This window comes from Hyalangium ruber, assembly GCF_034259325.1.
GTDB classification, from domain to species: Bacteria; Myxococcota; Myxococcia; order Myxococcales; family Myxococcaceae; genus Hyalangium_A; species Hyalangium_A rubrum.
Genome location: NZ_JAXIVS010000009.1, coordinates 160,577 through 181,357, shown reverse-complemented (window position 1 = coordinate 181,357; position 20,781 = coordinate 160,577). Strand labels below are relative to the sequence as shown.

Annotated in this window: 21 protein-coding genes; 16 read left to right on the top strand and 5 right to left on the bottom strand. The window is 68.5% G+C overall.

Annotated elements, in window-relative coordinates; genetic code table 11:
- The first annotated feature begins 6 nt into the window (after nucleotides 1-6).
- Nucleotides 7-1,836, top strand: a complete 1,830-nt coding sequence (locus SYV04_RS25640) for a hypothetical protein (RefSeq protein ID WP_321548523.1) — start codon at nucleotides 7-9, stop codon at nucleotides 1,834-1,836.
- A gap of 64 nt (nucleotides 1,837-1,900) precedes the next feature.
- On the opposite strand, the gene SYV04_RS25635 is transcribed toward SYV04_RS25640, so the two are convergent.
- Together SYV04_RS25635 and SYV04_RS25630 are read right to left on the bottom strand one after the other, a co-directional pair.
- The gene (locus SYV04_RS25635; protein WP_321548522.1) at nucleotides 1,901-2,650 is read right to left on the bottom strand and encodes a metallophosphoesterase family protein; all 750 of its coding nucleotides are present in this window, start codon (nucleotides 2,648-2,650) and stop codon (nucleotides 1,901-1,903) included.
- Nucleotides 2,589-3,449: a nucleotidyltransferase gene (locus SYV04_RS25630; protein WP_321548521.1), complete on the bottom strand. Its 861-nt coding sequence runs from the start codon at nucleotides 3,447-3,449 to the stop codon at nucleotides 2,589-2,591. The genes SYV04_RS25635 and SYV04_RS25630 overlap by 62 nt, the downstream gene beginning before the upstream one ends.
- Nucleotides 3,450-3,656: 207 nt before the next feature.
- Here SYV04_RS25630 and SYV04_RS25625 point away from each other — a divergent pair, with 207 nt between their 5' ends.
- From SYV04_RS25625 to rpoZ, 7 genes are all read left to right on the top strand, one after another.
- On the top strand, nucleotides 3,657-4,646 hold the full coding sequence (locus tag SYV04_RS25625) for a hypothetical protein (RefSeq protein ID WP_321548520.1): 990 nt from the start codon (nucleotides 3,657-3,659) through the stop codon (nucleotides 4,644-4,646).
- Between the two features lie 27 nt (nucleotides 4,647-4,673).
- A complete protein-coding gene (locus SYV04_RS25620) occupies nucleotides 4,674-5,213 on the top strand; it encodes an RNA polymerase sigma factor (RefSeq protein WP_321548519.1) in 540 nt (179 codons plus the stop codon).
- Entirely contained in the window at nucleotides 5,210-5,995 is a 786-nt protein-coding gene (locus SYV04_RS25615) for a DUF4384 domain-containing protein (RefSeq protein WP_321548518.1), read from the top strand. Before SYV04_RS25620 ends, SYV04_RS25615 begins: the two co-directional genes overlap by 4 nt.
- On the top strand, nucleotides 5,992-7,578 hold the full coding sequence (locus SYV04_RS25610; protein WP_321548517.1) for a caspase family protein: 1,587 nt from the start codon (nucleotides 5,992-5,994) through the stop codon (nucleotides 7,576-7,578). The genes SYV04_RS25615 and SYV04_RS25610 overlap by 4 nt, the downstream gene beginning before the upstream one ends.
- Nucleotides 7,579-7,588: 10 nt before the next feature.
- Nucleotides 7,589-8,533: a hypothetical protein gene (locus SYV04_RS25605; protein WP_321548516.1), complete on the top strand. Its 945-nt coding sequence runs from the start codon at nucleotides 7,589-7,591 to the stop codon at nucleotides 8,531-8,533.
- Between the two features lie 159 nt (nucleotides 8,534-8,692).
- On the top strand, nucleotides 8,693-9,151 hold the full coding sequence (locus SYV04_RS25600) for a CHRD domain-containing protein (protein WP_321548515.1): 459 nt from the start codon (nucleotides 8,693-8,695) through the stop codon (nucleotides 9,149-9,151).
- 137 nt (nucleotides 9,152-9,288) lie between these two features.
- The gene (rpoZ, locus tag SYV04_RS25595) at nucleotides 9,289-9,573 is read left to right on the top strand and encodes a DNA-directed RNA polymerase subunit omega (protein ID WP_321548514.1); all 285 of its coding nucleotides are present in this window, start codon (nucleotides 9,289-9,291) and stop codon (nucleotides 9,571-9,573) included.
- Here rpoZ and SYV04_RS25590 read toward each other — a convergent pair.
- The 3 genes from SYV04_RS25590 to SYV04_RS25580 are packed head-to-tail and all read right to left on the bottom strand — an operon-like array spanning nucleotide 9,570 to nucleotide 11,333.
- Entirely contained in the window at nucleotides 9,570-10,040 is a 471-nt protein-coding gene (locus SYV04_RS25590) for an NUDIX hydrolase (protein ID WP_321548513.1), read from the bottom strand. The two genes, rpoZ and SYV04_RS25590, sit on opposite strands and share 4 nt — an antisense overlap.
- A gap of 39 nt (nucleotides 10,041-10,079) precedes the next feature.
- Nucleotides 10,080-10,724: a hypothetical protein gene (locus SYV04_RS25585; protein WP_321548512.1), complete on the bottom strand. Its 645-nt coding sequence runs from the start codon at nucleotides 10,722-10,724 to the stop codon at nucleotides 10,080-10,082.
- A gap of 12 nt (nucleotides 10,725-10,736) precedes the next feature.
- Nucleotides 10,737-11,333, bottom strand: coding sequence for a hypothetical protein (locus SYV04_RS25580; protein ID WP_321548511.1), 597 nt, complete (start codon nucleotides 11,331-11,333; stop codon nucleotides 10,737-10,739).
- A 398-nt stretch (nucleotides 11,334-11,731) separates the two neighbouring features.
- Between SYV04_RS25580 and groES the strand changes: the two genes are divergently transcribed.
- From groES to SYV04_RS25540, 8 genes are all read left to right on the top strand, one after another.
- Nucleotides 11,732-12,022 (top strand): co-chaperone GroES, encoded by a 291-nt coding sequence (gene groES, locus SYV04_RS25575; protein ID WP_321548510.1) that lies wholly within the window; start codon nucleotides 11,732-11,734, stop codon nucleotides 12,020-12,022.
- Between the two features lie 39 nt (nucleotides 12,023-12,061).
- Nucleotides 12,062-13,711: a chaperonin GroEL gene (gene groL, locus SYV04_RS25570; RefSeq protein ID WP_321548509.1), complete on the top strand. Its 1,650-nt coding sequence runs from the start codon at nucleotides 12,062-12,064 to the stop codon at nucleotides 13,709-13,711.
- Nucleotides 13,712-13,862: 151 nt separating this feature from the next.
- The gene (grxC, locus tag SYV04_RS25565) at nucleotides 13,863-14,120 is read left to right on the top strand and encodes a glutaredoxin 3 (protein WP_321548508.1); all 258 of its coding nucleotides are present in this window, start codon (nucleotides 13,863-13,865) and stop codon (nucleotides 14,118-14,120) included.
- A gap of 91 nt (nucleotides 14,121-14,211) precedes the next feature.
- Entirely contained in the window at nucleotides 14,212-14,616 is a 405-nt protein-coding gene (locus tag SYV04_RS25560; protein WP_321548507.1) for a hypothetical protein, read from the top strand.
- Between the two features lie 66 nt (nucleotides 14,617-14,682).
- Complete coding sequence (locus SYV04_RS25555) at nucleotides 14,683-15,714, top strand: PDZ domain-containing protein (RefSeq protein WP_321548506.1); 1,032 nt, start codon at nucleotides 14,683-14,685, stop codon at nucleotides 15,712-15,714.
- A 100-nt stretch (nucleotides 15,715-15,814) separates the two neighbouring features.
- A complete protein-coding gene (locus SYV04_RS25550; RefSeq protein ID WP_321548505.1) occupies nucleotides 15,815-17,203 on the top strand; it encodes a sigma 54-interacting transcriptional regulator in 1,389 nt (462 codons plus the stop codon).
- Between the two features lie 36 nt (nucleotides 17,204-17,239).
- Nucleotides 17,240-18,430 carry a hypothetical protein gene (locus SYV04_RS25545; protein WP_321548504.1) on the top strand — a complete coding sequence of 397 codons (1,191 nt, stop codon included), beginning with the start codon at nucleotides 17,240-17,242 and terminating at the stop codon, nucleotides 18,428-18,430.
- 204 nt (nucleotides 18,431-18,634) lie between these two features.
- Nucleotides 18,635-20,776, top strand: a complete 2,142-nt coding sequence (locus tag SYV04_RS25540; protein ID WP_321548503.1) for a cation:proton antiporter domain-containing protein — start codon at nucleotides 18,635-18,637, stop codon at nucleotides 20,774-20,776.
- Nucleotides 20,777-20,781: the final 5 nt, after the last annotated feature.

Genomic DNA, 20,781 nt, shown 5'->3' with positions numbered 1-20,781 from the left:
GGTGGGATGAGGAAGCAATTCGTAGGAGCCTGGATCGTCGCGCTGCTGCTCACAGCGTGTGTCGCGCACGAGAAGGCAGGCGATAAGGCCGCGGCCCTGGGAGACTGGCGGGCGGCTTATCAGCAGTACAGCGCGGCGCTCGCCAACGAGCCGGACTCCGCGGTCCTGAAGGAGAAGTTCAACAACGCCAAGCGGCAGGCCATCGACGACGCCTACCGGAAGGCCCAGGCCTGCGCGGCCTCCAACAACTGGAGCTGCGCGGTGGGCGAGTCCGACTTCGCGCTCCAGTTGGACGGCGGGAACATGGAGATCTCCTCCTTCCGCGCCAACGCCGCCAAGAACCTCGCCCTGGCGCATGTCTCCCAGGCGCGGGACGAGGCCGAGCGGGGCAAGTTCCGCTTCTCTCTCGAGCTCATCGAGCGCGCCCGGGGCCTCTCCAATGATCCCAGTGTGACGCAGGCCGTGGAGCAGGCCCGCCCGGGCCTCGCCACGATGGCGGACGCCGAGGCGGAGCGCCTGCGCCAGCGCAAGGCCTACCCGGAGGCCGTGGAGGCCCTCTCCGTGGCCGCGTCGATCGACTCCTCCAAGCAGGGCAAGCTCGACGCCCTGAATCGCGAGTACGAGGCCTGGCGCGCCGCCGAGTACGAGCGGCTCGCCCTCGAGGGCGACCAGGCCCTGGCCCAGCGCAACTGGGGCGGCGCCGAGGAGCGCTACGTGGCCGCGCTGAAGATGCGCCCCGGTGGACGGGCCGAACCGCTGGCGCGCTACGCGAGCGGCATGGGGCTGGCCGAGTCGGGAATGTCCCGGCGTGACTTCGCCGCCGCGGCCGCGGGCTACCGCCAGGCTGTCGACTCGGGGCAGGACACCAGCGGGCACGCCGCCCAGCAGCTCGCGCTCGTGGAGGTGCGGCCCTACACCGTGCGGATCCACTCGGTCCTCGCGCGGCCGGTCCGTCCGGATGGCCAGCCCTGGGTCGGCCGCATGAACCCGGCCCTGTCCCGCATGCTCTCGATGCTGGAGCACGCGGGCCCCCGCCGTGGCAGCACCAGCCGGCGGGCCATCGACGCGGCGCTGAGCCTTCCCCCGGAGAACCGCCCCTCGCTCTCCGTCCGGGTCACCCTGCCGGATGGGACGCGGCTGGCGACTCCCGTCCAGAACGGCCTCTACGTGGTCTACGACTCGGAGTTCGTCGTGATGACCAACGCCTTCGACGAGCGCCGGCTGCGCCTGAACGTCACGCACGGCAACGGCCAGTTCTACGACGACGTCGGCATGGTGGAGTTCCCCCTGGGAGAGATCGTCCAGCGCCGGGAGGCCAACCTCAGCGCGCAGTCCATCGCGGGGCTGGATCTCGCCATCACCCCCGCCATGGGCAAGACCGACGGCATGTTCGCCAACATGTTCCCGCTGTACGACGGGACCAACGTGGCGCAGGACTACTCGGTGCCCACCCCCAACTCCATCGGCTACCGGCTGAGGTCCATCCGGGTGGCGATCCCCGCCCAGGCGCTGGCGATGGAGCCGGACGAGGGCGCCGGCGAGCTGGTGGTGGAGATCCACCAGGCCGGGCGCGTGGTCTACCGCAGCCCCCAGCTGGACAACCTCTATGAGGGCCACTGGAACGCCTCGAACATCAACCTCTTCGTGCATCCCGGCGAGCAGCTGCGCGTCATCGTCTGGGACATGGACCCGCACGACGCGGACATCCTGGTGGACTCCATCGTCACCGCGGAGGCGCTGTCCCAGGGCACCGTGGGGTTGAGCTCTCCGAACGGCAGCTCCGCCAGCATCCAGGTCGAGCCCCGGCACGTGTGGGCCGGCGGCATCACCCCGTAGCGCCCCGCAACGGCACGGGGAGGTCGCCGCCGAAGCGACGGCCTCCCCTGCCCTCTCCCGCCTCTCAGAGCTCCAGGATCGCGAAGCGCTGATCCGGGGTGTGCTTGGCCATCAGCGGCATCGCCACGTTGTAGACGGGGATTCCGCCCCGCGTCTTGCCCTCGCGCGTGCCGTGGTGCGCGTGCCCGTGGAACACCGCCTCCGCCTTGTAGTGGTCGATGGGCATGGCCAGGCGGCTGGTGCCCAGGAAGGGGCGGATCTCGATGTTCTCCCCCTCCAGCGTCTCCGGAATGGGCGAGTAGTGCATGATGACCACCCGCTTGGGCGTGTCGAGGTGGCTCAGGGCCGCCTCCAGCTTGAGCGATTCGGTCACCGCCTCCTGCACGAAGGACTTGGTCTGTCCCTCGCCGAACGCCTGCAACGTGGCGTTGCCGAAGCCGCCGCCGAAGCCCTTCACCCCGGCGATGCCGAGCACCTTCTCGAAGATGAAGTGATCTCCGTCCAGGATGTGGATGCCCACCTTGGACAGCTCACCGCAGATCTCCTTCACCTGCCCATGCTCGTAGTCGTGATTGCCCAGCACCGCGGCACACGGCACTCGCAGGGCCGACAGCTCCTCGGCCAGCACCTTGCCCTCTTCGGCCATCCCCCGGTCCGTCAGGTCTCCGCACAGCACCAGCACATCGGCTGAGGCGTTGACCTGTTTGACGAGCTGCCGGAACCGGCCGTGCTGGTCGTCTCGACAGTGAAGATCACCGACCGCTGCTAGCCGTATCTTCGAGCTCGGGTCGCGCGCCACGCTCGCCTCCTCCATTCTTTCGATCGTTCTCGTCCCAGGCCCGGCCATCGCGGAAACCCCAGTGGTGGATGTCCACGTGGTAGTTCACCCGCGAGATCAGATTGCCGCGGCAGAAGTTCTCCTCCCAGTTGCCCTCGCGCACCGAGTCCAGCGTGCGCGACATCATCTCCGCCATCACCCAGTCGGGGATGATGTCGCGCTCGGACGGGTAGGCGAACCGGAACATCATCAGGTGGCTGAAGAGCACCTCCCAGTACCGGTCGAAGCGACGCATCAGCCGCTCCCAGTCCATCTGCCGACCGGCCTTGAGGATCAGGTGGTTCACGTCCGCCCCATCATAGCGCTCGCGCTCGTTGACGAAGGACTTGGACCAGATGATCTCCTCGGCGGGCGCCACCAGGCACCGATGGCCGAACACGGTGGCCGTCTTCGCGTGCTCGAACCACTCGTCGTCCACCACCGCCACGCCGTTGCCGGACGAGAAGATGAAGTCGACGAAGTACTCCCCCTTGAAGGCCTTGTAGAGCCACACCTCATCGGTGCGCTCGGTGCGCCACCCATCCAGCTCCAGCACCTCGAGCGCCCGACCCGCGTCCCGTTTTCGGGGGAACAGGTCCAGGTCCTTCGTGTCGCGGTAGATGCCCGTATAGGTGGCATAGGCATAGGCGCCGCCGACGACGAAGGGCACTCCGGCGTCGAGCAGCAGCCCCACGGCACGGGCCCGCGCGTTGATCTCATCAGGAGCCCGGTCGCGCTCGGCCAGCGAGGCGTCGACTCCCAGCTCCCCGGGATGGTTCGGGTGTCGCTTTTCCATGGGGTGAAGCTAGGGACGGGGGAAATTCCATGTCGTACCCCGGGACAAGATCGCCCGCTGAGCAGCCAGGCGAGCGACAACCCCGCGTCTTTGCTGGCCTTTTCTGACTTGGAAAAGAGGCTTTTCTCTTTTTCGGGGCGGCTGTGTCCATGGAGGCGAACACACGCGACGCGGCCCCGTGAGGGCCGCCCCTGAAAGGAAGAACCCATGTTCCGCAAGAGCTTGCTGTGCGCCTCCCTGCTGTTCGTCGGCTGTGGCCAGGTCGAGGACACCGCGTTCCGCGACGGCCTGCCCTCGAAGGAGACGGTGGAGTTGAAGTCACCGGGTGGCACCCGAGGCCAGGGGCTGAAGAGCGGCGAGGTGAGCGCCTTCGGCCAGGGCGACACGAGCGAGTATTACGCCCTGACGCGCGGAGCCACGGAGGTGGTCAACGGCGGCACGGCGGCGGTGCTCACCCTCATCGAGGAGATCACCGAGTACCCGCCCACCTCGATCACCGGGGAGGTCGCCGTGTGGGGCCCGTACTCGGATGCGCTGAAGCGCAACGCCTGGAAGCTCACCGTCACGCAGAAGGCCGAGCATGAGTACACCTACGAGCTGGCGGGCAAGGCCAAGGAGGCGGACGACTCGGCCTTCAAGGTCATCCTCTCCGGCACGCACGCGATCGCCCTGGACGCGCAGGGCAACCGGCTGCGCAACTACGGCTCCGGCTCCTTGAAGATCGACTGGGACGCGGAGCAGACGCTGCCCGAGCATGGCAAGGACCTTGGCGTGGCGACCATCCGCTACACGCGGGAGAGCGCCGCGACGGTGGCGACAGTCGAGGCCGACTTCCGAAACGTGAAGGATGACGAGCGGCCGGGCACTCGCGTGAACGCCGACTACCGCTACAAGGAGACGCCGGGCGCCGGTGGTGAGTTCGACTTCGCCCTGGACAAGAACCTGGACAAGCCGGGGACCAACCGCCCAGGCATCGAGCACATCACCGTCAAGAGCCGCTGGACGCAGAACGGCATGGGCCGCTCGGACGTGAAGGTGACCGGCGGAGACATGGGCTCCAACGCGGGCACCGTCAGCGACTGCTGGGACTCGAACTTCAACAGCCAGTACCTGACGCTGCACCTCGGCATCACCCTGGGCTACGGCACCGTGGACGCGTGCGGCAGCTTCTCCACCCCCGTCTATTCCTTGCTGTAGTCCGCGCACTAGACTGCCGCGCGCACCATGGGAACCAGCCAGCCGGTCCTGCGGGTCATCCAGGGCGGTCCGACCGAGGACCGGCGGGCGGTGCTGCGCGAGCTGTATACGAAGTACGGCGGCAGCGTGCTGGGGCGCTGCCGCTACCTGTTGAAGGATCCGGCAAAGGCCGAGGATGCAATGCAGGATGTGTTCGCCCGGGCGTTCACCCACATGAGCGACTTCCGGGCCGACGCCTCGCCGCTGACGTGGCTGATGAAGATCGCCACGCACCACTGCCTCAACCAACTGCGCGCGGAGCGGGCCGGCTGGCGCTCCTGGTTCGAGCGGGACGAGGCGGCGCGCTCCGAGGGCCACGGCGGCCCGCAGGTGATGGAGACGCGAGACCTGGTGCGCAAGCTGTTGTCCAAGGTGGACGTGGAGACGCAGGCCGCGGTCATCCACTACCACGTGGACGGAATGACGCTGGAGGAGGTGGCCGCGGTGCTGGGGCGCTCGGTGCCCACGGTGCGCAAGCGGCTGGATCAGTTCGCCGAGTTGGGTGGAGAAGAGTTGAGGGTCCGATGAGCACGCAGCAGCCAGAACACCCCTCGGAGTGGACACTGCGCCGCCTGCACGCGGGCGAGCTCTCCACCGCCGAGGCGACCCGAGCCCGGACCCACGCGGCCGAATGCGAGCAGTGCGGCGCGGTGCTCCGCGACGCGGAAGGAGCCCAGCGCCAGTTCGAGGCGGACATTCCCTTCGAACGCTTCGAGGCGGGGGTGAACCGGGCGGTGGAGAAGGCCGAAAAGCAGCAGAAATCATCTCGCGCGGCCGTAGTGCGCTGGGCGGGGCCGGTGGTCGCTATCGCGGCCGCGGTGCTGGTGGTGGTGGCGGCGCGTCCGCTGCTCGACTCGGGGACGGTGCCTGGAGTGCGGACGAAGGGCGGCGCGACGGCGGAGCTGCGCATCGGAGGTGGCGAGGGCCCTCAGCGGGTGGCCCAGGTCGATGCTCCCGAGACTCTGAATCGCGGAGAGCGCGTACGGCTGGGCTACACGCCCGCTGAGCGCAAGTACGTGCTGGCCCTGTCGGTGGACGCGTCCGGCGAGGTGACCCCGCTCTACCCCGAGACCGGACAGAGCCTCCCGGTGGAACCCGGTGCGGGACCGCACTGGCTACCGGGCAGCCTCGAGTTCACCGGTTTGGGCGCTGAGCGCGTGGTGGTGCTGTTGAGCGACACGCCGGTGACGGTGGCGCAAGCCAGCGAGGCCGCACGCTGGTCGTTCGCGGCGAGTGGGAATTCCGTGGCGACGATGGACCCGCTGGAGGTGGACGGAGACCAGACCCACTGGGTGCTGCTCAAGCTATGAGGGGGCTGGGACGACAGACCGGCCTGCTCACCCTGGCGCTGCTGCTGACCACGGGAGCCCAGGCCGAGCCCCTGCGCCGCTTCGCCCTGGCGATCGGCAACGATGAGGGAGGCGCGGACACACGGCCGCTGCGCTACGCCCGTGAGGACGCGAGCAAGATGCACGGCCTGCTCACGCGGCTGGGCGGGGTGGCGCCCTCCGACGCGCGGCTGCTGCTCAACGAGGAGGCGCAGGACGTCCTCTCTGCGCTGGCCAGCATGGAGGCCCAGGTGAAGGCGGCCCGGGCCCGGGGCGAGCGCACCGCGCTCTTCATCTACTACTCGGGCCACGCGAAGGATGGCGCGCTGCGGCTGGGGGACACGCGCCTGCCCTTCGAGGCGCTCAAGCAGCGGCTCGCCAATGCGCCCGCGGACATCCGCATCGCCATCCTGGACTCGTGCCGCTCCGGCGCGCTCACGCGAACGAAGGGCGCCCGGCGCGCCCCCGCCTTCGCCATCGACTCGGGGGCCGCCCGGGACGCGCGCGGCATGGTCATCCTCACCTCCAGCTCGGCGGACGAGGACTCGCAGGAGTCGGACGCGATCGGCGGCAGCTACTTCTCCCACCACCTGACCAGCGGGTTGCTGGGAGACGCGGACCGCTCCGGAGACGGCCGGGTGACGCTCTTCGAGGCGTATTCGCACGCGTACGCCCGCACGGTGGCGGACACGGCGGCCAGCAGCGCGGGGCCCCAGCACCCCACGTTCAGCTATGACCTCGCGGGCAACGGCGACCTGGTGCTCACGGACCTGAGCGCCTCGGAGGGGCTGGTGGTGCCGCGCGCCGCGCCCGCCGGCGCCTACTACTTCGTGGATCCGGCGGGGCTGGTGGTGGCGGAGCTGGACAAGGTGCAGGACACGGAGCGGCGGGTGGCGCTCGCGCCCGGCACCTACCGGGTGAAGCGTCGCATGGAAGACCGGCTGCGCATCGGCGAGGTGGTGGTGCGGCGCGGCCAGGAGACGGTGCTGGAGGAGGCACGGCTGCGGGACGCGCCCTTCTCGGACGACCCGGTGAAGGGCGCTCGCGGGAGTGGCTCGTACTGGACGGTGGGGCTGACGGGCGGCATGCAGTCCTTCTTCGATCCGTCCATCCGCCGCTCGCTGTTCCTCTCGGTGCCGCTGGTGGGCGCGGAGGCGAACCTCCACGACTACTTCCGCGAGGACTGGGTGTGGAGCTTCGACGTGACGCTGGGCGGGCGCGCCGCGAGGCTGGACCTGGACACCGTGGAGGGCGCTGGCTACCGCTACTCGGTGCTGAACCTGGGCACCACCCTGGCCACCGAGTGGCGCCTGGGCGAGCTGCGCCCCTTCGCGGGCGCGCGGCTCACATACCTTTATATGGGCCGCAAGTTCGACGGCGGCACCTTCCCGGATCAGTACTACGCGTCGTTCTCTCCCGGACTGGTGGCCGGGCTGCGCTATCGCCTTCTGCGCAGCCTGCACCTCACCGGGAGAGGCCGCGTCCACTACCTCATCTACAACGTCGATGCGCAGAGCTCCCTCGGCTACTGGGAGCTGGCGGCGCTGGTGACGTATGAACTCTAAGGAGCGCGCGATGCGACACCTCGGGCCCGCCCTGCTCTGCCTCCTGGCCGCGTGCGGCGGCAACTTCTCCAACGATGACCTCGAGTACCTCAACGCGCTGCCGACGCGCGAGGAGCTGGCCAGCAAGCTTCCCGGCAGCGGCAAGAGCTCGGGCCAGGGGCTGGCGCGGCGTCGGGATGGGCTGGCCCTGGGAGACCCCTCCGATATCTACAAGAGCACCCAGGAGGCCTCGGGGACCTTCAACGCGGGGCTGGACGGGCTTTTGAGCCTGCTCGAAGCCATCCGCACCACGCCGCCCACCACGCGCGAGCCGACCCGCCGGACCTGGGGCCCCTTCGCGGACTCGAAGCGGCCGGGCCACGACGCACGCTTCGTGATGGAGCGCGACGGGGACTCCTTCGACTACCGCCTCCAATACAAGCGCTCGAAGGCCGGCGATGAGACGTGGTGGTCCTTCCTGGAGGGCTCCTTCAAGGCGGACGCTGGCATCCGCAAGGGCGAGGGCGAGCTGCACCTCTTCATCGAGGAAGCCGTGGCCAAGGGGCTCGAGGTGGGCGAGGGGCTGCGCGGACTGCGGCGGCTCGACATCGGCTACCAGACCCGGCAACAGCCCATCCGGGTGGAGATGATCTTCGCCGCGCCCTCCACCACCTCCTCCGAGATCCGCTACACCTACCGGGAGCAGACGGGCGGCTTCGGCGAGATGCGATTCCTGCTGAAGAACACCGACGCGGTGCCAGGCAACGCCAAGGAGGATGTGGAGATCACCAGTCGGTGGACTCCGAGCAGTGGCGGCGTGGGGATGTACACCATCCTCGTGGGAGACCTGCTGGGCGCCAGCTTCCAGGAGTGCTGGGATGCGCAGGGCCGCATCCTCTACGCCAAAGGCAGTTGGCAACTGTTCGGTATTGGAAGGCTTAGCGACTGCATCCAAGTGCCAGACTTTGGTCCATGACGCGACGCTTCCCCCGCCAAAAGCTGGCTGTTGTCAGGGCCGCTTGTTAGGCAGGCAACCCCACTCGGCCAGTACCTCACTTCCAGCCCCCGGCACGGCCTCGAGCCCTGCCGTTCGGACTCTCCAGCGCCGCGTGGGTCACTCAAGGAGGATTACACAATGAAGGCGAATCGTCTTTTCATCGCATGTGTGTCGACGTTGGCGCTGGTGGCGTGTGGTGGCGGCACGGAGCTGACCGGCACGCTGAGCGGCGCCGCGCAGAAGCCCACGGCGGTCACGACCAGCGCCAGCGGCAGCGTCACCGTCAAGGTCGACGGCGAGAGCCTGGATGTCGATGGTGACTTCACGGGCCTGAGCGGCAACGCCGCCAGCGCCCACATCCACGGCCCCGTGGGTTCGGACGGCACCGGGCCGATCTTCTGCCACCTGAAGGTCCCCGCGGCCACCAGCGGCAGCATCGGCGCCGAGGCCGAGGGCTCGGTCACCCCGAAGTGCAGCGACGTGAAGCTGACCGACACGGACGTGACGAACTTCGAGGGCGGCAAGATGTACGTCAACATCCACACCAACATGAACCCGAACGGCGAGATCCGCGCCGACCTGACCAAGAAGGACTAGTCGGTCAGGTTTCGGGAGCACCCTGGGGCAGGTCGGGCCGCCGTTCGCTCGCCTGCCCCTCTTCGTTGTCCTTCCTTGACTCGGCCCGGCCTGCTCTTTAGGTTCCGACGTTCTTCAAGAGTCGCCAAAGGGATTCCATGGCCCGCATTACCGTCGAAGACTGCCTCCCCCTCGTGGACAACCGGTTCGCCCTGGTGCTGCTCGGCGCCAAGCGCGCCCGCCAGCTGATGGCCGGCGCCCGCCCCATCATCGAGATCTCCAAGAACAAGCCGCCCGTGCTCTCCCTGCGTGAGATCGCCACCGGCCGCGTGAAGTTCGACCGCGACGTGCGCGAGGCGCTGTCGGGCAAGTACGCCAGCGACGAGGCCAAGGCCGCCGCCGCCGCCGGTGCCGCCCCCGCTCCGACGCCTCCGGCCGTCTAGCTGCCCGCTCCCTGAGGGAGCACCCCGGGGGGAGTCGAGTCCCCCGCGCGAAGCAGGCGTGTGGCGCGCGCGGCGATGGACTTCTCCCCCTTGTACCCCAGCAACGAGACGAGCTGTGCCAGCGGCACCCAGCGCACCTCGTCCACCTCCACGCGAGGGCCGGGTGGGAGCACTCCCAGCTCTCCTGCCTCGTAGCGCAAGAGGAAGAAGTGGACGCGCTTGAAGATGCGCTGCCCCCGGAACTGGTAGACGTAGCGGATCTCCCCCAGCGAGGCCATGAGCGAGGCCGTCACCCCCGTCTCCTCGCGCACCTCTCGCGTGGCGGTCTGCTCGGGAGTCTCGCCGGGATCCACGTGCCCCTTGGGCAGCGCCCATAGGTTGCGCCCGTGGGGGCGGATCACCGCCACCTCCCAGCTCCCCGCGTTCTCGCGGATGACCACACCTCCGGCGGACGCCTCACGCGGCATACGGGCCCACCCTACCCTGAAAAGCGGGCCCGGAGGGGCTTACGTCGTCGCGTAGGCGAAGTGGGCCAGTTTGGCCTCCGCCCCCAGCCGGTAGGCGTAGCGCAGCTCCGACAGCAGCCGGTCCAGCCGCCGCTCCGCCACGTGGACCATCAGCCGCGAGCAGAAGTTACGCGACAGCCGGTTGGCCTGCTCGTACCGCCAGCGCTCCTGGGGGGACAGTCGGGCATGGTAGGAGACCCGGTCGAAGAGCCGGCGCAGCAGCTCCTGGGCCCAGGCCTTCACCCCTTCCCCCCAGCGGTGCAGCAGGCAGACGGCGAACTTGTCCACCTCGGCCTGGGCCTCCAGCTCCAGCAGGGAGAGGGCCCGCCCGTGCGCCGCGGTGTGCGCCACATAGAGGAAGTGCGAGACGCCCTCGGCCAGCTGGCAGTACCCGTCCAGGTCCCCGTCCAGCAGGTGGCCCACCGGCCCCGCCTCGTACGGCTTGAGCCGGCTGAGCAGCGAGGGCGCCAGGTAGAGGGCCATTTCCAGCTCCCCCTCCGCCTCGCTTACCAGCAGCTCCTCCTCCGTCCGGCCAGTACCGCCCAGCTGGACCGCGGCCTCCGTGTCCACCACGAAGGTCTCGGCCCGCGCCTCACAGGTGATGCCATAGATGGCCTCCAGGTGATCCTGGACTCGACCGATCATGCAGCCTCCCGGCTAGTTGGGCATGTGCCCCTTGGGCGTGAGCATCCCCGCGTCCACCAGCACCCGCTCCAGCTTGTTGCTGCCGGTGCGCGCCCAGCTCTCGTACACCTTCAGCGTGCCGCTGGGCCCGCCCTGCACCATGCCGCGCGCGGCGATCTCCTCCAGCACCTCCACCAGCGCCCGGAACTTCGCGCACAGCTCGCGGTACACATCCGCGAAGCCCGCGGCGGGTGAGAGGTCGGCCACGTGCCCGTAGGCCGTGCCACCCATCTGGATGTAGTAGTCCGCGCCCACCGCGCTGGCCTGCAGCGAGCCGGCGAAGAAGCCCGCCTTGTACAGCGACACGTCCCCCAGGCGGCGGAGCGTCCGGATGCGCGCCTCGCGCTCCTGCAGCAGGGCCTGGTGGTAGAGCACCGCCAGTGGCTCGTGGTCCTTGCGGCCTTCCTGCTCCTGGCTGAACAGCTTGTCCGTGGTGGCGAAGTCGGCCAGCAGGTTGACGAGGTAGAACTCCGTCAGCTCGGCAATCACTACGCGCTGCCGCCGGATGACCTCTTCCAGGATCGATTTGAAGAACTCCTTCAGTGAAGAGCTGGTCACCAGTTCACTCATTCGCATCGACCTCCCACCCCCAGCCTCGTTCACGGGGGGCTGAGGAAAAGGGTACCAACGGACACTGACCGTCGCAAAAGCGGACCCCAGTCTTTCCGGGCACTTACGCTGGCACTCTCGCCATGAGAGTGCCAATTCCCTATGTGGATCGTGCCGCGGGGCGAGATGTGTGACAGACGGCCAACAGCGGAAAAAAGGGCTGTCGGCACGGGTGTTTAGCGGGACACAAGGACCTGCACCCGGCTCGCTTGACGGGGTGACTTCCCTGGTTATTATCCGCCGCGCTGAGGCGTTAGCACTCCCGACCCGAGAGTGCTAATGCCCCCCGGGCCGGCAGGCCCAACCTACACCCCGAGCGCACGGCTCCATGCCGGGCGCGTAACTGAAGGAGACCCACCATGAAGATTCGTCCCCTGCAGGATCGCCTCATCGTCAAGCGCGTCGCCGAGGAGAACAAGACCAAGGGCGGTCTGTTCATCCCCGACACCGCCAAGGAGAAGCCGCTGGAGGGCAAGGTGGTCGCCGTCGGCAACGGCAAGGTCCTCGAGGACGGCAAGGTCCGCCCGATGGACATCAAGGCCGGTGACACCATCCTCTTCAGCAAGTACGCGGGCACCGAGATCAAGATCGACGGTGAGGAGCACCTGATCCTCCGTGAGGAGGATGTGCTCGGCGTGATCGAGAAGTAATCCACCCCGCTCTCCCACCTTTCATCCGAGGAATTCCAAATGGCGAAGGACATCATTTTCGACGTACGCGCGCGTGAGGCGATCCTCCGCGGCGTGAACATCCTGGCCGATGCGGTCAAGGTCACCCTGGGGCCCAAGGGCCGCAACGTCGTCATCGAGAAGAGCTTCGGCTCGCCTACCATCACCAAGGACGGCGTCACCGTCGCCAAGGAGATCGAGCTCGAGAACAAGTTCGAGAACATGGGCGCGCAGATGGTGAAGGAGGTTGCCTCGAAGACCTCCGACGTGGCCGGTGACGGCACCACCACCGCCACGGTGCTGGCGCAGGCGATCTTCCGCGAGGGCGCCAAGCTGGTGGCCGCCGGGCACAACCCGATGGACATCAAGCGTGGCATCGACAAGGCCGTCGCCACGGTGGTGGCCGAGCTGAAGAAGATGGCCAAGCCCACCAAGGACAAGAAGGAGATCGCCCAGGTCGGCACCATCTCCGCCAACGGTGACACCACCATCGGCCAGATCATCGCGGACGCGATGGAGAAGGTCGGCAAGGAGGGCGTCATCACCGTCGAGGAGGCCAAGGGCCTGGAGACCACCCTCGACGTGGTGGAGGGCATGCAGTTCGACCGCGGCTACCTGTCTCCGTACTTCGTGACGGACCCGGACCGCATGGAGGCGGTGCTCAACGACCCCTACATCCTCATCAACGAGAAGAAGATCTCGTCGATGAAGGACCTGCTGCCGGTGCTGGAGCAGGTGGCGCGCTCGGGCAAGCCCCTGCTGATCATCGCCGAGGAGGTCGAGGGCGAGGCCCTGGCCACCCTGGTGGTGAACAAGATCCGTGGCGTGCTGAGCGTGGCGGCCGTGAAGGCGCCGGGCTTCGGTGACCGCCGCAAGGCCATGCTCGAGGACATCGCCACCCTGACGGGCGGCAAGATGATCGCCGAGGACCTGGGCATCAAGCTGGACAGCCTGACGCTGGCCGACCTGGGCCGCGCCAAGCGCGTCACCATCGACAAGGACAACACCACCATCGTCGACGGTGCCGGTGCGCAGAAGGAGATCGAGGCGCGCGTGAAGCAGATCCGCGCCCAGATCGAGGAGACCACCAGCGACTACGACCGCGAGAAGCTCCAGGAGCGTCTGGCCAAGCTCGTGGGCGGCGTGGCCGTCATCAACGTGGGCGCTGCCACCGAGACCGAGATGAAGGAGAAGAAGGCTCGCGTGGAGGACGCGCTCAACGCGACCCGCGCGGCCGTCGAGGAGGGCATCGTCCCTGGCGGCGGCGTGGCCTTCATCCGCTGCGTCAAGGCGCTCGAGGGCGTGCAGGCCGTCGAGGGCGAGAAGTTCGGCGTGGAGATCATCCGCCGCTCGCTCGAGGAGCCCCTGCGCCAGATCGTCGGCAACGGCGGCCTGGAGGGCAGCGTGGTGGTGAACAAGGTCAAGGAGGGTGGCACCGGCGCGTACGGCTTCAACGCCGCCACCGGCACCTACGAGGACCTGCTGGCCGCGGGCGTGATCGACCCGGCCAAGGTGAGCCGCACGGCGCTGCAGAACGCGGCCTCCGTGTCCTCGCTCATGCTCACCACCGAGGCGATGGTGGCCGACCGTCCGAAGGCCGATGACGACAAGATGCCGGCCGGCGCTGGCGGCATGGGCGGCATGGGCGGCATGGGCGGCATGGGCATGTAGTTGCCCGCCTCCCCGGCGCCCTGAGCGCCGAGGTGGACACGGCCTCCGGTTCCTTCGCGGAACTGGGGGCCGTCGTCTTTTTCGGGGAAGGTGGCGCGCGGCCACCCTGCCCCTTAGTTTTGGACGGAGGGGGTTGCTCCAGGAGGATTTTGTGAAGCCCGTGAAGATCTACACCACCCAGTTCTGCGGCTACTGCGTCCGGGCGAAGGATCTGCTCAAGCGCAAGGGCGTGGACTACGAGGAGGTGGATGTCAGCGGAAACGACGAGATGCGCGAGCAGTTGGTGGAGATGAGCGGCGGGCAGCGCACCGTGCCGCAGATCTTCATCGGCGACACGCACGTGGGCGGCTACACCGACCTGGCTCAGCTCGACCGGGATGGCAAGCTCCAGCCCCTGCTGCAGGGGTAGAGCAGGCAGGGGAGCAGGCCTCCCCGTGGGCCCCACTGGCGTGAATAGCTTCCTGGCATTGGCAGGAATCCCACCAGCGGAGGGCACCCATATGGCCGGTGAAGAGCAACAGACGGGGACTCGGGACGAGCACTACAACCTGATCAGCTCGCTGTACCACCTGCTCGAAGGGGCGGCGACGTGTGAGCAGTACATCCGCGACGCCCAGGAGGCAGGCGATCAGGAGCTGGTCCAGTTCTTCAAGGACTTGCAGGACGAGCACCGCAACCTCTCCGAGAGGGCCAAGAACCTCCTCGGCAGCCGCATCACCCACGCGAGCGCGGGGGGCATCGGGCGCTCCCAGCAGGCCTCCTCCGGCAAGGGCTCTCGTGGCAAGCGGGACATGAAGGACGTCACCAACGCCAACGTGAGGTCCGGCGGCAACGCGAAGGACGACATCGTGGACGAGGAGTCCAAGGAGTCCTTCCCCGCCAGCGACTCACCCGCCCGTTACTAGCGCTCGTGCCTCGCCCCGCGGCGTCCAACTGGATTCCGCGGGGCTGATGGTCTTGACTCACCGGCCGTGAAACGTGCCGGCCTGTCCTTCGTTGGCGCCGTCCTGCTGCTGGCCCTGGCGGGCCCCGCGTGCCGGTCGACGGCGTACCAGACTCGCGGTGACATCCCCTCGGAGCTGTCCGCCTCCGCAGTGATGGTCTACCCCTTCCTCTTCCGCTGGCCCGAGCCGGCCTTTCGCTCCTTCGAGCTGTCCCAGCGGCTCATCGACGTAGCGCTCGCCGAGGCTGGGGAGAGCGCCCTCTTCTTCGGCCCCTCCGAGTTCAAGGTGTACCGGCCGGAGGATGACAACGCCTGGGCCGCGAGCAACGCGGTCACCCGGCTCGTCCCCTACGGCGTGCGGCCCGAGCAGGCGCTGGTGCTGCGCGCCTGGGCCGAGCGCCGCACCCAGTCCGGCCAGGGTGAGCTGCTCGACGCCCAGGGCCGCACCGTGGGCCAGAGCACGGTGGAGGAGACGACCTATCTGGGCCACGTGGAGGTGCTCCACCCCTCCACCCGCCAGCGCGTGCTGGAGGTGTCCGGCGAGGCCCAGGCGGACCCCTTCGCCGAGCGCACCGATGATGGCGCCGACCCCGCTCCGGAGCTCACCCGCCTCATGGAGGGGCTGACCCGCGAGGCGCTCCACAAGCTGGAGGACCACCTGCATGCCCCACGCGAGCCCTCCCCCGCGCTGGCCACTGTGGCGTTCGTGCCCTGGGGAGCCTTCGAGTACACCGATGAGGCGCGCCCCTCTCACGTGGGCGCCTTGGCCCTGATGGATCCGCTGGATGCCGAGCTCCTGCGCCAGCAGCGCCTGCGCTTCGCCAACCCCACGCTGGAGCCCGCTGTGCTGGACCGGATGATCCGCTTCCCCGCGGGGCTGTACGTCCTGTCCGTACCCCCGGAGGGCGCGCTGACGCCCGGCGACGTCATCCTCCAGGTGGAGGGAGAGCCCGCCCTGCCCCAAGTTCTGGCCCGAGTGCGGCTGGCACCTGCCCCCGTCCAGGCCCAGGTCCAACGCCCAGGTACAACGCGCGGTAGCTCTCGGATCCTCCTGCCGTGAGATTGTTTGTCTTGCTCCCTGCGTCCTAATCCCCGTAAAGAGGGCGAATCCAGTGTGCGCCGGGCTCCAGCCGCGGCCCGGGCGCGGAAGGCGAACAGCCATGACCGACAAGCCCGAAGTCACCCAGTCCGTAATGACGGAAGTCGAAGGCCGCCCCGTGCGCATCCAAGTGCGCGAGTGGACGGTCGAGGTCTCGGCCGGGCCGGACAAAGGCAAGAAGATCTCCACCCAGGACTCGCTGGTGCGCGTGGGCTCGGATCCGGCGAGTGATCTCGTCCTCACGGATCCGACCGTCAGCCGCCGGCACCTGGAGATCGAACGCACCTCGAAGGGGCTGCTGCTGAGGGATCTCGGCAGCCGCAACGGCACCTACCTGGACGGGCGGCAGGTGCTCCAGGTGGTGCTGCAGTCCGGCGACAAGGTGCAGCTGGGCAAGACGAAGCTGTCCATCAAGCCCGATACGCGCACCACCGAGGTGGAGGTGCCCTCGGGCGCCGACTCCTTCGGCTCGCTGGTGGGCGCCTCGGAGCGCATGCGGCTGGTGTTCGCGGATCTGCGCCGCATCTCCCGCGAGGACATGAACCTGCTCATCGAAGGGGAGACGGGTACGGGCAAGGAGCTGGCCGCGCGCGCGGTCCACCAGCACTCGGCCCGCCGGCACGGCCCCTTCAAGGTGGTGGACTGCAACCTCATCACCGAGGAGAAGGCCGAGCGCGAGCTGTTCGGCTCCATGCGCGCCGCGGACGATGAGGACAAGGGCGTGCGCGGCGTGTTCGAGGCGGCCCAGGGCGGCACGCTCTTCCTGGACGAGGTGGGCGAGCTGCCGCTGGCGCTGCAGCCCAAGCTCCTGCGCGTGCTGGAGACGCGCGAGGTGCCCACGCTGGATGGGGGCGCGGTGCCGGTGAACGTGCGGGTGATTGCCTCCACCCACCGCAACCTCGAGGAGGACGTGCGCCAGAACCGCTTCCGCGCCGACCTGTACTTCCGGCTGGCGGTGGCGCGTGTGCGGCTGCCGCCCCTGCGCACCCGGCGCGAGGACATTCCGGTGCTGTCGCACTCGCTGCTCCAGGCGCTGAAGGCCAACTTCGAGCTCACCCCGCAGACGCTGTCGCTCTTCGAGGGCTACGAGTGGCCGGGCAACGTGCGCGAGCTGCGCAACGTGCTGGAGCGCGGCGCCCTGATGCAGGAGACGGGCAACACGAGCTGGCTGGACTTCATGGCCCAGCCGCAGCGCAAGACCGAGAGCGCCGCCGAGCCCAACACCAGCGTGGGCGAGCTCGTGGTGGGCATGAACTACCACGAGGCCAAGGACCGGGTGCTCGCCGACTTCGAGCGCTTCTACTTCGCCGAGGTGATGAAGGAGGTGGCCTTCGACATGAAGGCCGCCGAGCAGCGCACGGGCCTGTCCATGCAGAGCCTCTACCGCCTGCTGAAGAAGAACGGGCTGCGCCTGAAGGATCTCAAGAACGCCGAGGGGCTTGATAAGTAGCCGCTCGCACCTAGCCGTCCGGAGGGGAACCCACCCATGTCGTTGCGCCGTCTCGCCGTAGCGTCCTTCCTCGTCACCGCCGCCTGCGCGGGTCCGCAGAAGACCGATGGCTCGCAGGCCACCACCGTTCAAGAGCGGATGCGCATCACCAACCAGCCCGCCTTCGACGTGGCCACCTGCCAGTCGCGCCCGCTCACCCTGCCCCCGCCCGCCAACCAGGGCCTCCTGGTGGGCGCGCTCGTCTCCATCCGCCCCCAGGTGATGGAGTGCCTGGTGGATCCGAAGAGCCGCGCGGGCGGCGCCACCACCAAGGTCACGGTGAAGACGAGCGTCACCGCCGCGGCCGCCACCCACTCGGTGTCCGGGGACAACCTCACCCCCGAGGGCCAGAAGTGCGTGCAGGACGCGGTGAACGCGCTGGTGCCGATCCAGCCGCTGGCCCAGGGCGCCCAGCCGGTGGAGTCCCAGACGGAGTTCATCCACGAGAAGGCCAACAGCCCTTCCGTCACCTTCGGCACCAACGAGGGCTCGGACTTCTCGGGCACCGTGCGGCTCGCGCAGGCGAAGTGGTGCGAGTGCTACGCGCCCTACACCACCCAGGCGCCGCCGTCTCTCAGCGCGAAGCTCACCCTGCGGAAGACCGCCTCCACCCCGGCCGAGGTCACCTTCGAGCCCAGCGGCAGCACCGAGGGCGACCAGCTGGCCGCCTGCCTGAAGGAGAAGATCGCCGCCCTGCCGGCGAAGCTCAGCTCGGACGAGCTCTCGTTCCCCTACCGCTTCGTCCACTTCCACTCGCTGGCCACCCAGCCCGCGGCCAACCTGGCCCCGGAGCTGCTCTTCTACCAGCTGGAGCTGGTGCGCAATCAGAGCGCGGGCGCGGCCGCCATCGCCTACGGCAACCGGGACAACGCGGCGGACGTCTATGACGCGCTGGTGAAGGAGTACCAGAAGGACCCCAAGAAGAACTTTGGCCTGGTGCCCCAGCTCCGCGAGAAGTGCGCCACGCTGGTGCAGACCTCCGACGCGTGGATCGCCTCCCTCGAGGCACAGCAGTCCGTGGAGCAGCAGACCGTGGCGCTCGTCCAGCAGCTCAAGGCCAAGGACGCCGCTTGGAGCGAGGTGGAGACGGCGAGCCAGGGTTCGCTGGACACCACCCAGAAGGACCTGGCGGGAGCCCGCGCGCGCCGCCAGGCCGACGCGGACGCCTGCCCCAAGGAGCGCAAGTAGTCGAACCTCAAAGTGCTGAACCCATGAAGGCGCGGGCCCCCACGCGGAGCCCGCGCTTTTTTCATTCAGGGCCCGGAGTTCGTGGAGACGAGCGCCCGAGACTACCCATGGAGTTGGCAGACGGGTGCCGCTCATGCCAACCTCCTGGGTTGACGCGCTGCAAGGCCCGTTGATAAGGGAGAACTTAACAAGCAAAGGAGAGCCATGCACGCCCTCATCCACAGCCCGCTCACCCTGCTCATCGTGCAGCTGATCGTCATCATCAGCGCCTCGCGCCTCATCGGAAAGGTGGCGCGGTGGATGGGCCAGCCGCTGGTCATCGCCGAGGTGGTGGCGGGCATCGTCCTGGGGCCCTCGCTGCTGGGGTGGCTGGCGCCTGACTTCATGCAGTCGCTGTTCCCCGCCACCGCCATGCCGACGCTGAAGATGCTGGCCGACGTGGGCCTCATCCTCTTCATGTTCCTCATCGGCCTGGAGCTGGATCCGAAGCTGCTCAAGGGGCGCGGCCACAGCTCGGTGGCCATCAGCCACACGAGCATCATCGTTCCCTTCGCGCTGGGCTCGGTGGCGGCACTGTGGCTCTACCCGCGGCTGTCGAGCCCGGAGGTGGCCTTCAGCTCCTTCGTGCTCTTCATGGGCGTGGCGATGAGCATCACCGCCTTCCCGGTGCTGGCGCGCATCCTCACCGAGCGCGGGCTGATGCAATCGAAGGTGGGCGTCATCGCCATCACCTGCGCCGCGGTGGACGACGTGACGGCGTGGTGTCTGCTGGCCTTCGTGGTGTCCATCGTCCGGGCCACGGACCTGAGCCACGCGGCGATCACGACGGTGATGGCGCTCGGCTACATCTTCTTCATGCTGATGGCGGTGCGTCCCTTCCTGCATCGGCTGGGCGCACGCGTGGCCAACAAGGAAGGGCTCACCCAGAACGTCGTCGCCGCCACGCTGGTGCTGCTGCTGGCCTCGACCTGGGCCACGGAGCTCATCGGCATCCACGCGCTCTTTGGCGCCTTCATGCTGGGCGCCGTCATCCCCAAGGAGGGCGGGCTGGCTCAGGCGCTGGCGGAGAAGCTGGAGGACGTGGCGGTGGTGCTGCTACTGCCCGTGTTCTTCGCCTACAGCGGCCTGCGCACCCAGCTGGGGCTGCTCAACAGCCCCGAGGCGTGGACGATCTGCGGGCTCATCATCGTCCTGGCCTGCCTGGGCAAGTTCGGCGGCAGCGCGGTGGCGGCCCGGCTGACGGGCCTGCGCTGGCGCGAGGCGGGCGCGGTGGGAATCCTCATGAACACCCGAGGCCTGATGGAGCTCATCGTCCTCAACCTCGGCCTCGACCTGGGCGTCATCTCCCCCACCCTGTTCACGATGATGGTCATCATGGCCCTGGTGACGACCTTCATGACCACGCCGCTCTTGAAGTGGATCTACCCGCCCGCGGAGTTGGCGCGAGACCGCGTGGGCATCGCCCCGGTGGTGAGCGGCGCACCGCCCTTCACCGTGCTGATGTGCGTCTCTCACGGCCAAACGGGGCCGGGCATGGTGGCGCTGGGACAGGCGCTCACGCGAGGAAGCACGGACAGCTCCCAGCTCTACGCCCTCCACCTCAGCTCTCCGACGGAGCGGGCGCTCTTCCCGGCCCGGCAGAGTCCGAAGCCCTCCGAGGAAGGCGCCCTGTCGCCGCTGATGAGCAGCGCCAGCAAGCTGGGCCTGACGGTGAATCCCCTCTCCTTCGTCTCCATGGAGCCGGCGCTGGACATCTGCCGCACCGCCGAGGCCAAGCGCGCGGATCTCGTCCTGCTCGGCTGGCACAAGCCGCTGTTCAGCCAGACCATGCTGGGCGGCACTGTCCACGAGGTGATGAAGGACGCCAGCACGAACGTGGCCGTGCTGGTGGACCGAGGCCTGTCCGAGATCCGCCGGGTGCTGGTGCCCTTCATCGGCAGCCGGCATGACCGCGCGGCGCTCGACCTGGCGCGGCGACTGCTCCAGCACACGGGCGCGGAGGTGACAGTGCTGCACGTCACCCAACCCGAGCGGGATACGGCCAGCACGGTCGGTCGCTCCCTGGTGGATGAGCTCTTCCCCGAGCAGTCCGGCCGGGTGCGCTTCAAGGCCGTGGCGCACGCGACTCCCGAGGAGGCGGCGCTGCAGGAGGCGACACAGGGCTATGAGCTCATCGTGATCGGTGTCGGCGCGGAGTGGGGCCTCGAGGACCGGCTCTTCGGTCTGCACCGCGAGCGCCTCATCGGAGAGTCCTCTTGCTCCCTGCTCATCGTCCGCCAGCCGGAGCCGCTGGCCGAGAAGGCCTCGGCGTCCTCTTCGGTCGAAGCACTTCCCGTAGCGAGGTGAATCCC

Coding starts and splice junctions, on each gene's coding strand:
- SYV04_RS25640 (WP_321548523.1), top strand. CDS start 7: ATGAGGAAGCAATTCGTAGGAGCCTGGATCGTCGCGCTGCTGCTCACA.
- SYV04_RS25635 (WP_321548522.1), bottom strand. CDS start 2,650: ATGGAGGAGGCGAGCGTGGCGCGCGACCCGAGCTCGAAGATACGGCTA.
- SYV04_RS25630 (WP_321548521.1), bottom strand. CDS start 3,449: ATGGAAAAGCGACACCCGAACCATCCCGGGGAGCTGGGAGTCGACGCC.
- SYV04_RS25625 (WP_321548520.1), top strand. CDS start 3,657: ATGTTCCGCAAGAGCTTGCTGTGCGCCTCCCTGCTGTTCGTCGGCTGT.
- SYV04_RS25620 (WP_321548519.1), top strand. CDS start 4,674: ATGGGAACCAGCCAGCCGGTCCTGCGGGTCATCCAGGGCGGTCCGACC.
- SYV04_RS25615 (WP_321548518.1), top strand. CDS start 5,210: ATGAGCACGCAGCAGCCAGAACACCCCTCGGAGTGGACACTGCGCCGC.
- SYV04_RS25610 (WP_321548517.1), top strand. CDS start 5,992: ATGAGGGGGCTGGGACGACAGACCGGCCTGCTCACCCTGGCGCTGCTG.
- SYV04_RS25605 (WP_321548516.1), top strand. CDS start 7,589: ATGCGACACCTCGGGCCCGCCCTGCTCTGCCTCCTGGCCGCGTGCGGC.
- SYV04_RS25600 (WP_321548515.1), top strand. CDS start 8,693: ATGAAGGCGAATCGTCTTTTCATCGCATGTGTGTCGACGTTGGCGCTG.
- rpoZ (WP_321548514.1), top strand. CDS start 9,289: ATGGCCCGCATTACCGTCGAAGACTGCCTCCCCCTCGTGGACAACCGG.
- SYV04_RS25590 (WP_321548513.1), bottom strand. CDS start 10,040: ATGCCGCGTGAGGCGTCCGCCGGAGGTGTGGTCATCCGCGAGAACGCG.
- SYV04_RS25585 (WP_321548512.1), bottom strand. CDS start 10,724: ATGATCGGTCGAGTCCAGGATCACCTGGAGGCCATCTATGGCATCACC.
- SYV04_RS25580 (WP_321548511.1), bottom strand. CDS start 11,333: ATGAGTGAACTGGTGACCAGCTCTTCACTGAAGGAGTTCTTCAAATCG.
- groES (WP_321548510.1), top strand. CDS start 11,732: ATGAAGATTCGTCCCCTGCAGGATCGCCTCATCGTCAAGCGCGTCGCC.
- groL (WP_321548509.1), top strand. CDS start 12,062: ATGGCGAAGGACATCATTTTCGACGTACGCGCGCGTGAGGCGATCCTC.
- SYV04_RS25560 (WP_321548507.1), top strand. CDS start 14,212: ATGGCCGGTGAAGAGCAACAGACGGGGACTCGGGACGAGCACTACAAC.
- SYV04_RS25550 (WP_321548505.1), top strand. CDS start 15,815: ATGACCGACAAGCCCGAAGTCACCCAGTCCGTAATGACGGAAGTCGAA.
- SYV04_RS25545 (WP_321548504.1), top strand. CDS start 17,240: ATGTCGTTGCGCCGTCTCGCCGTAGCGTCCTTCCTCGTCACCGCCGCC.
- SYV04_RS25540 (WP_321548503.1), top strand. CDS start 18,635: ATGCACGCCCTCATCCACAGCCCGCTCACCCTGCTCATCGTGCAGCTG.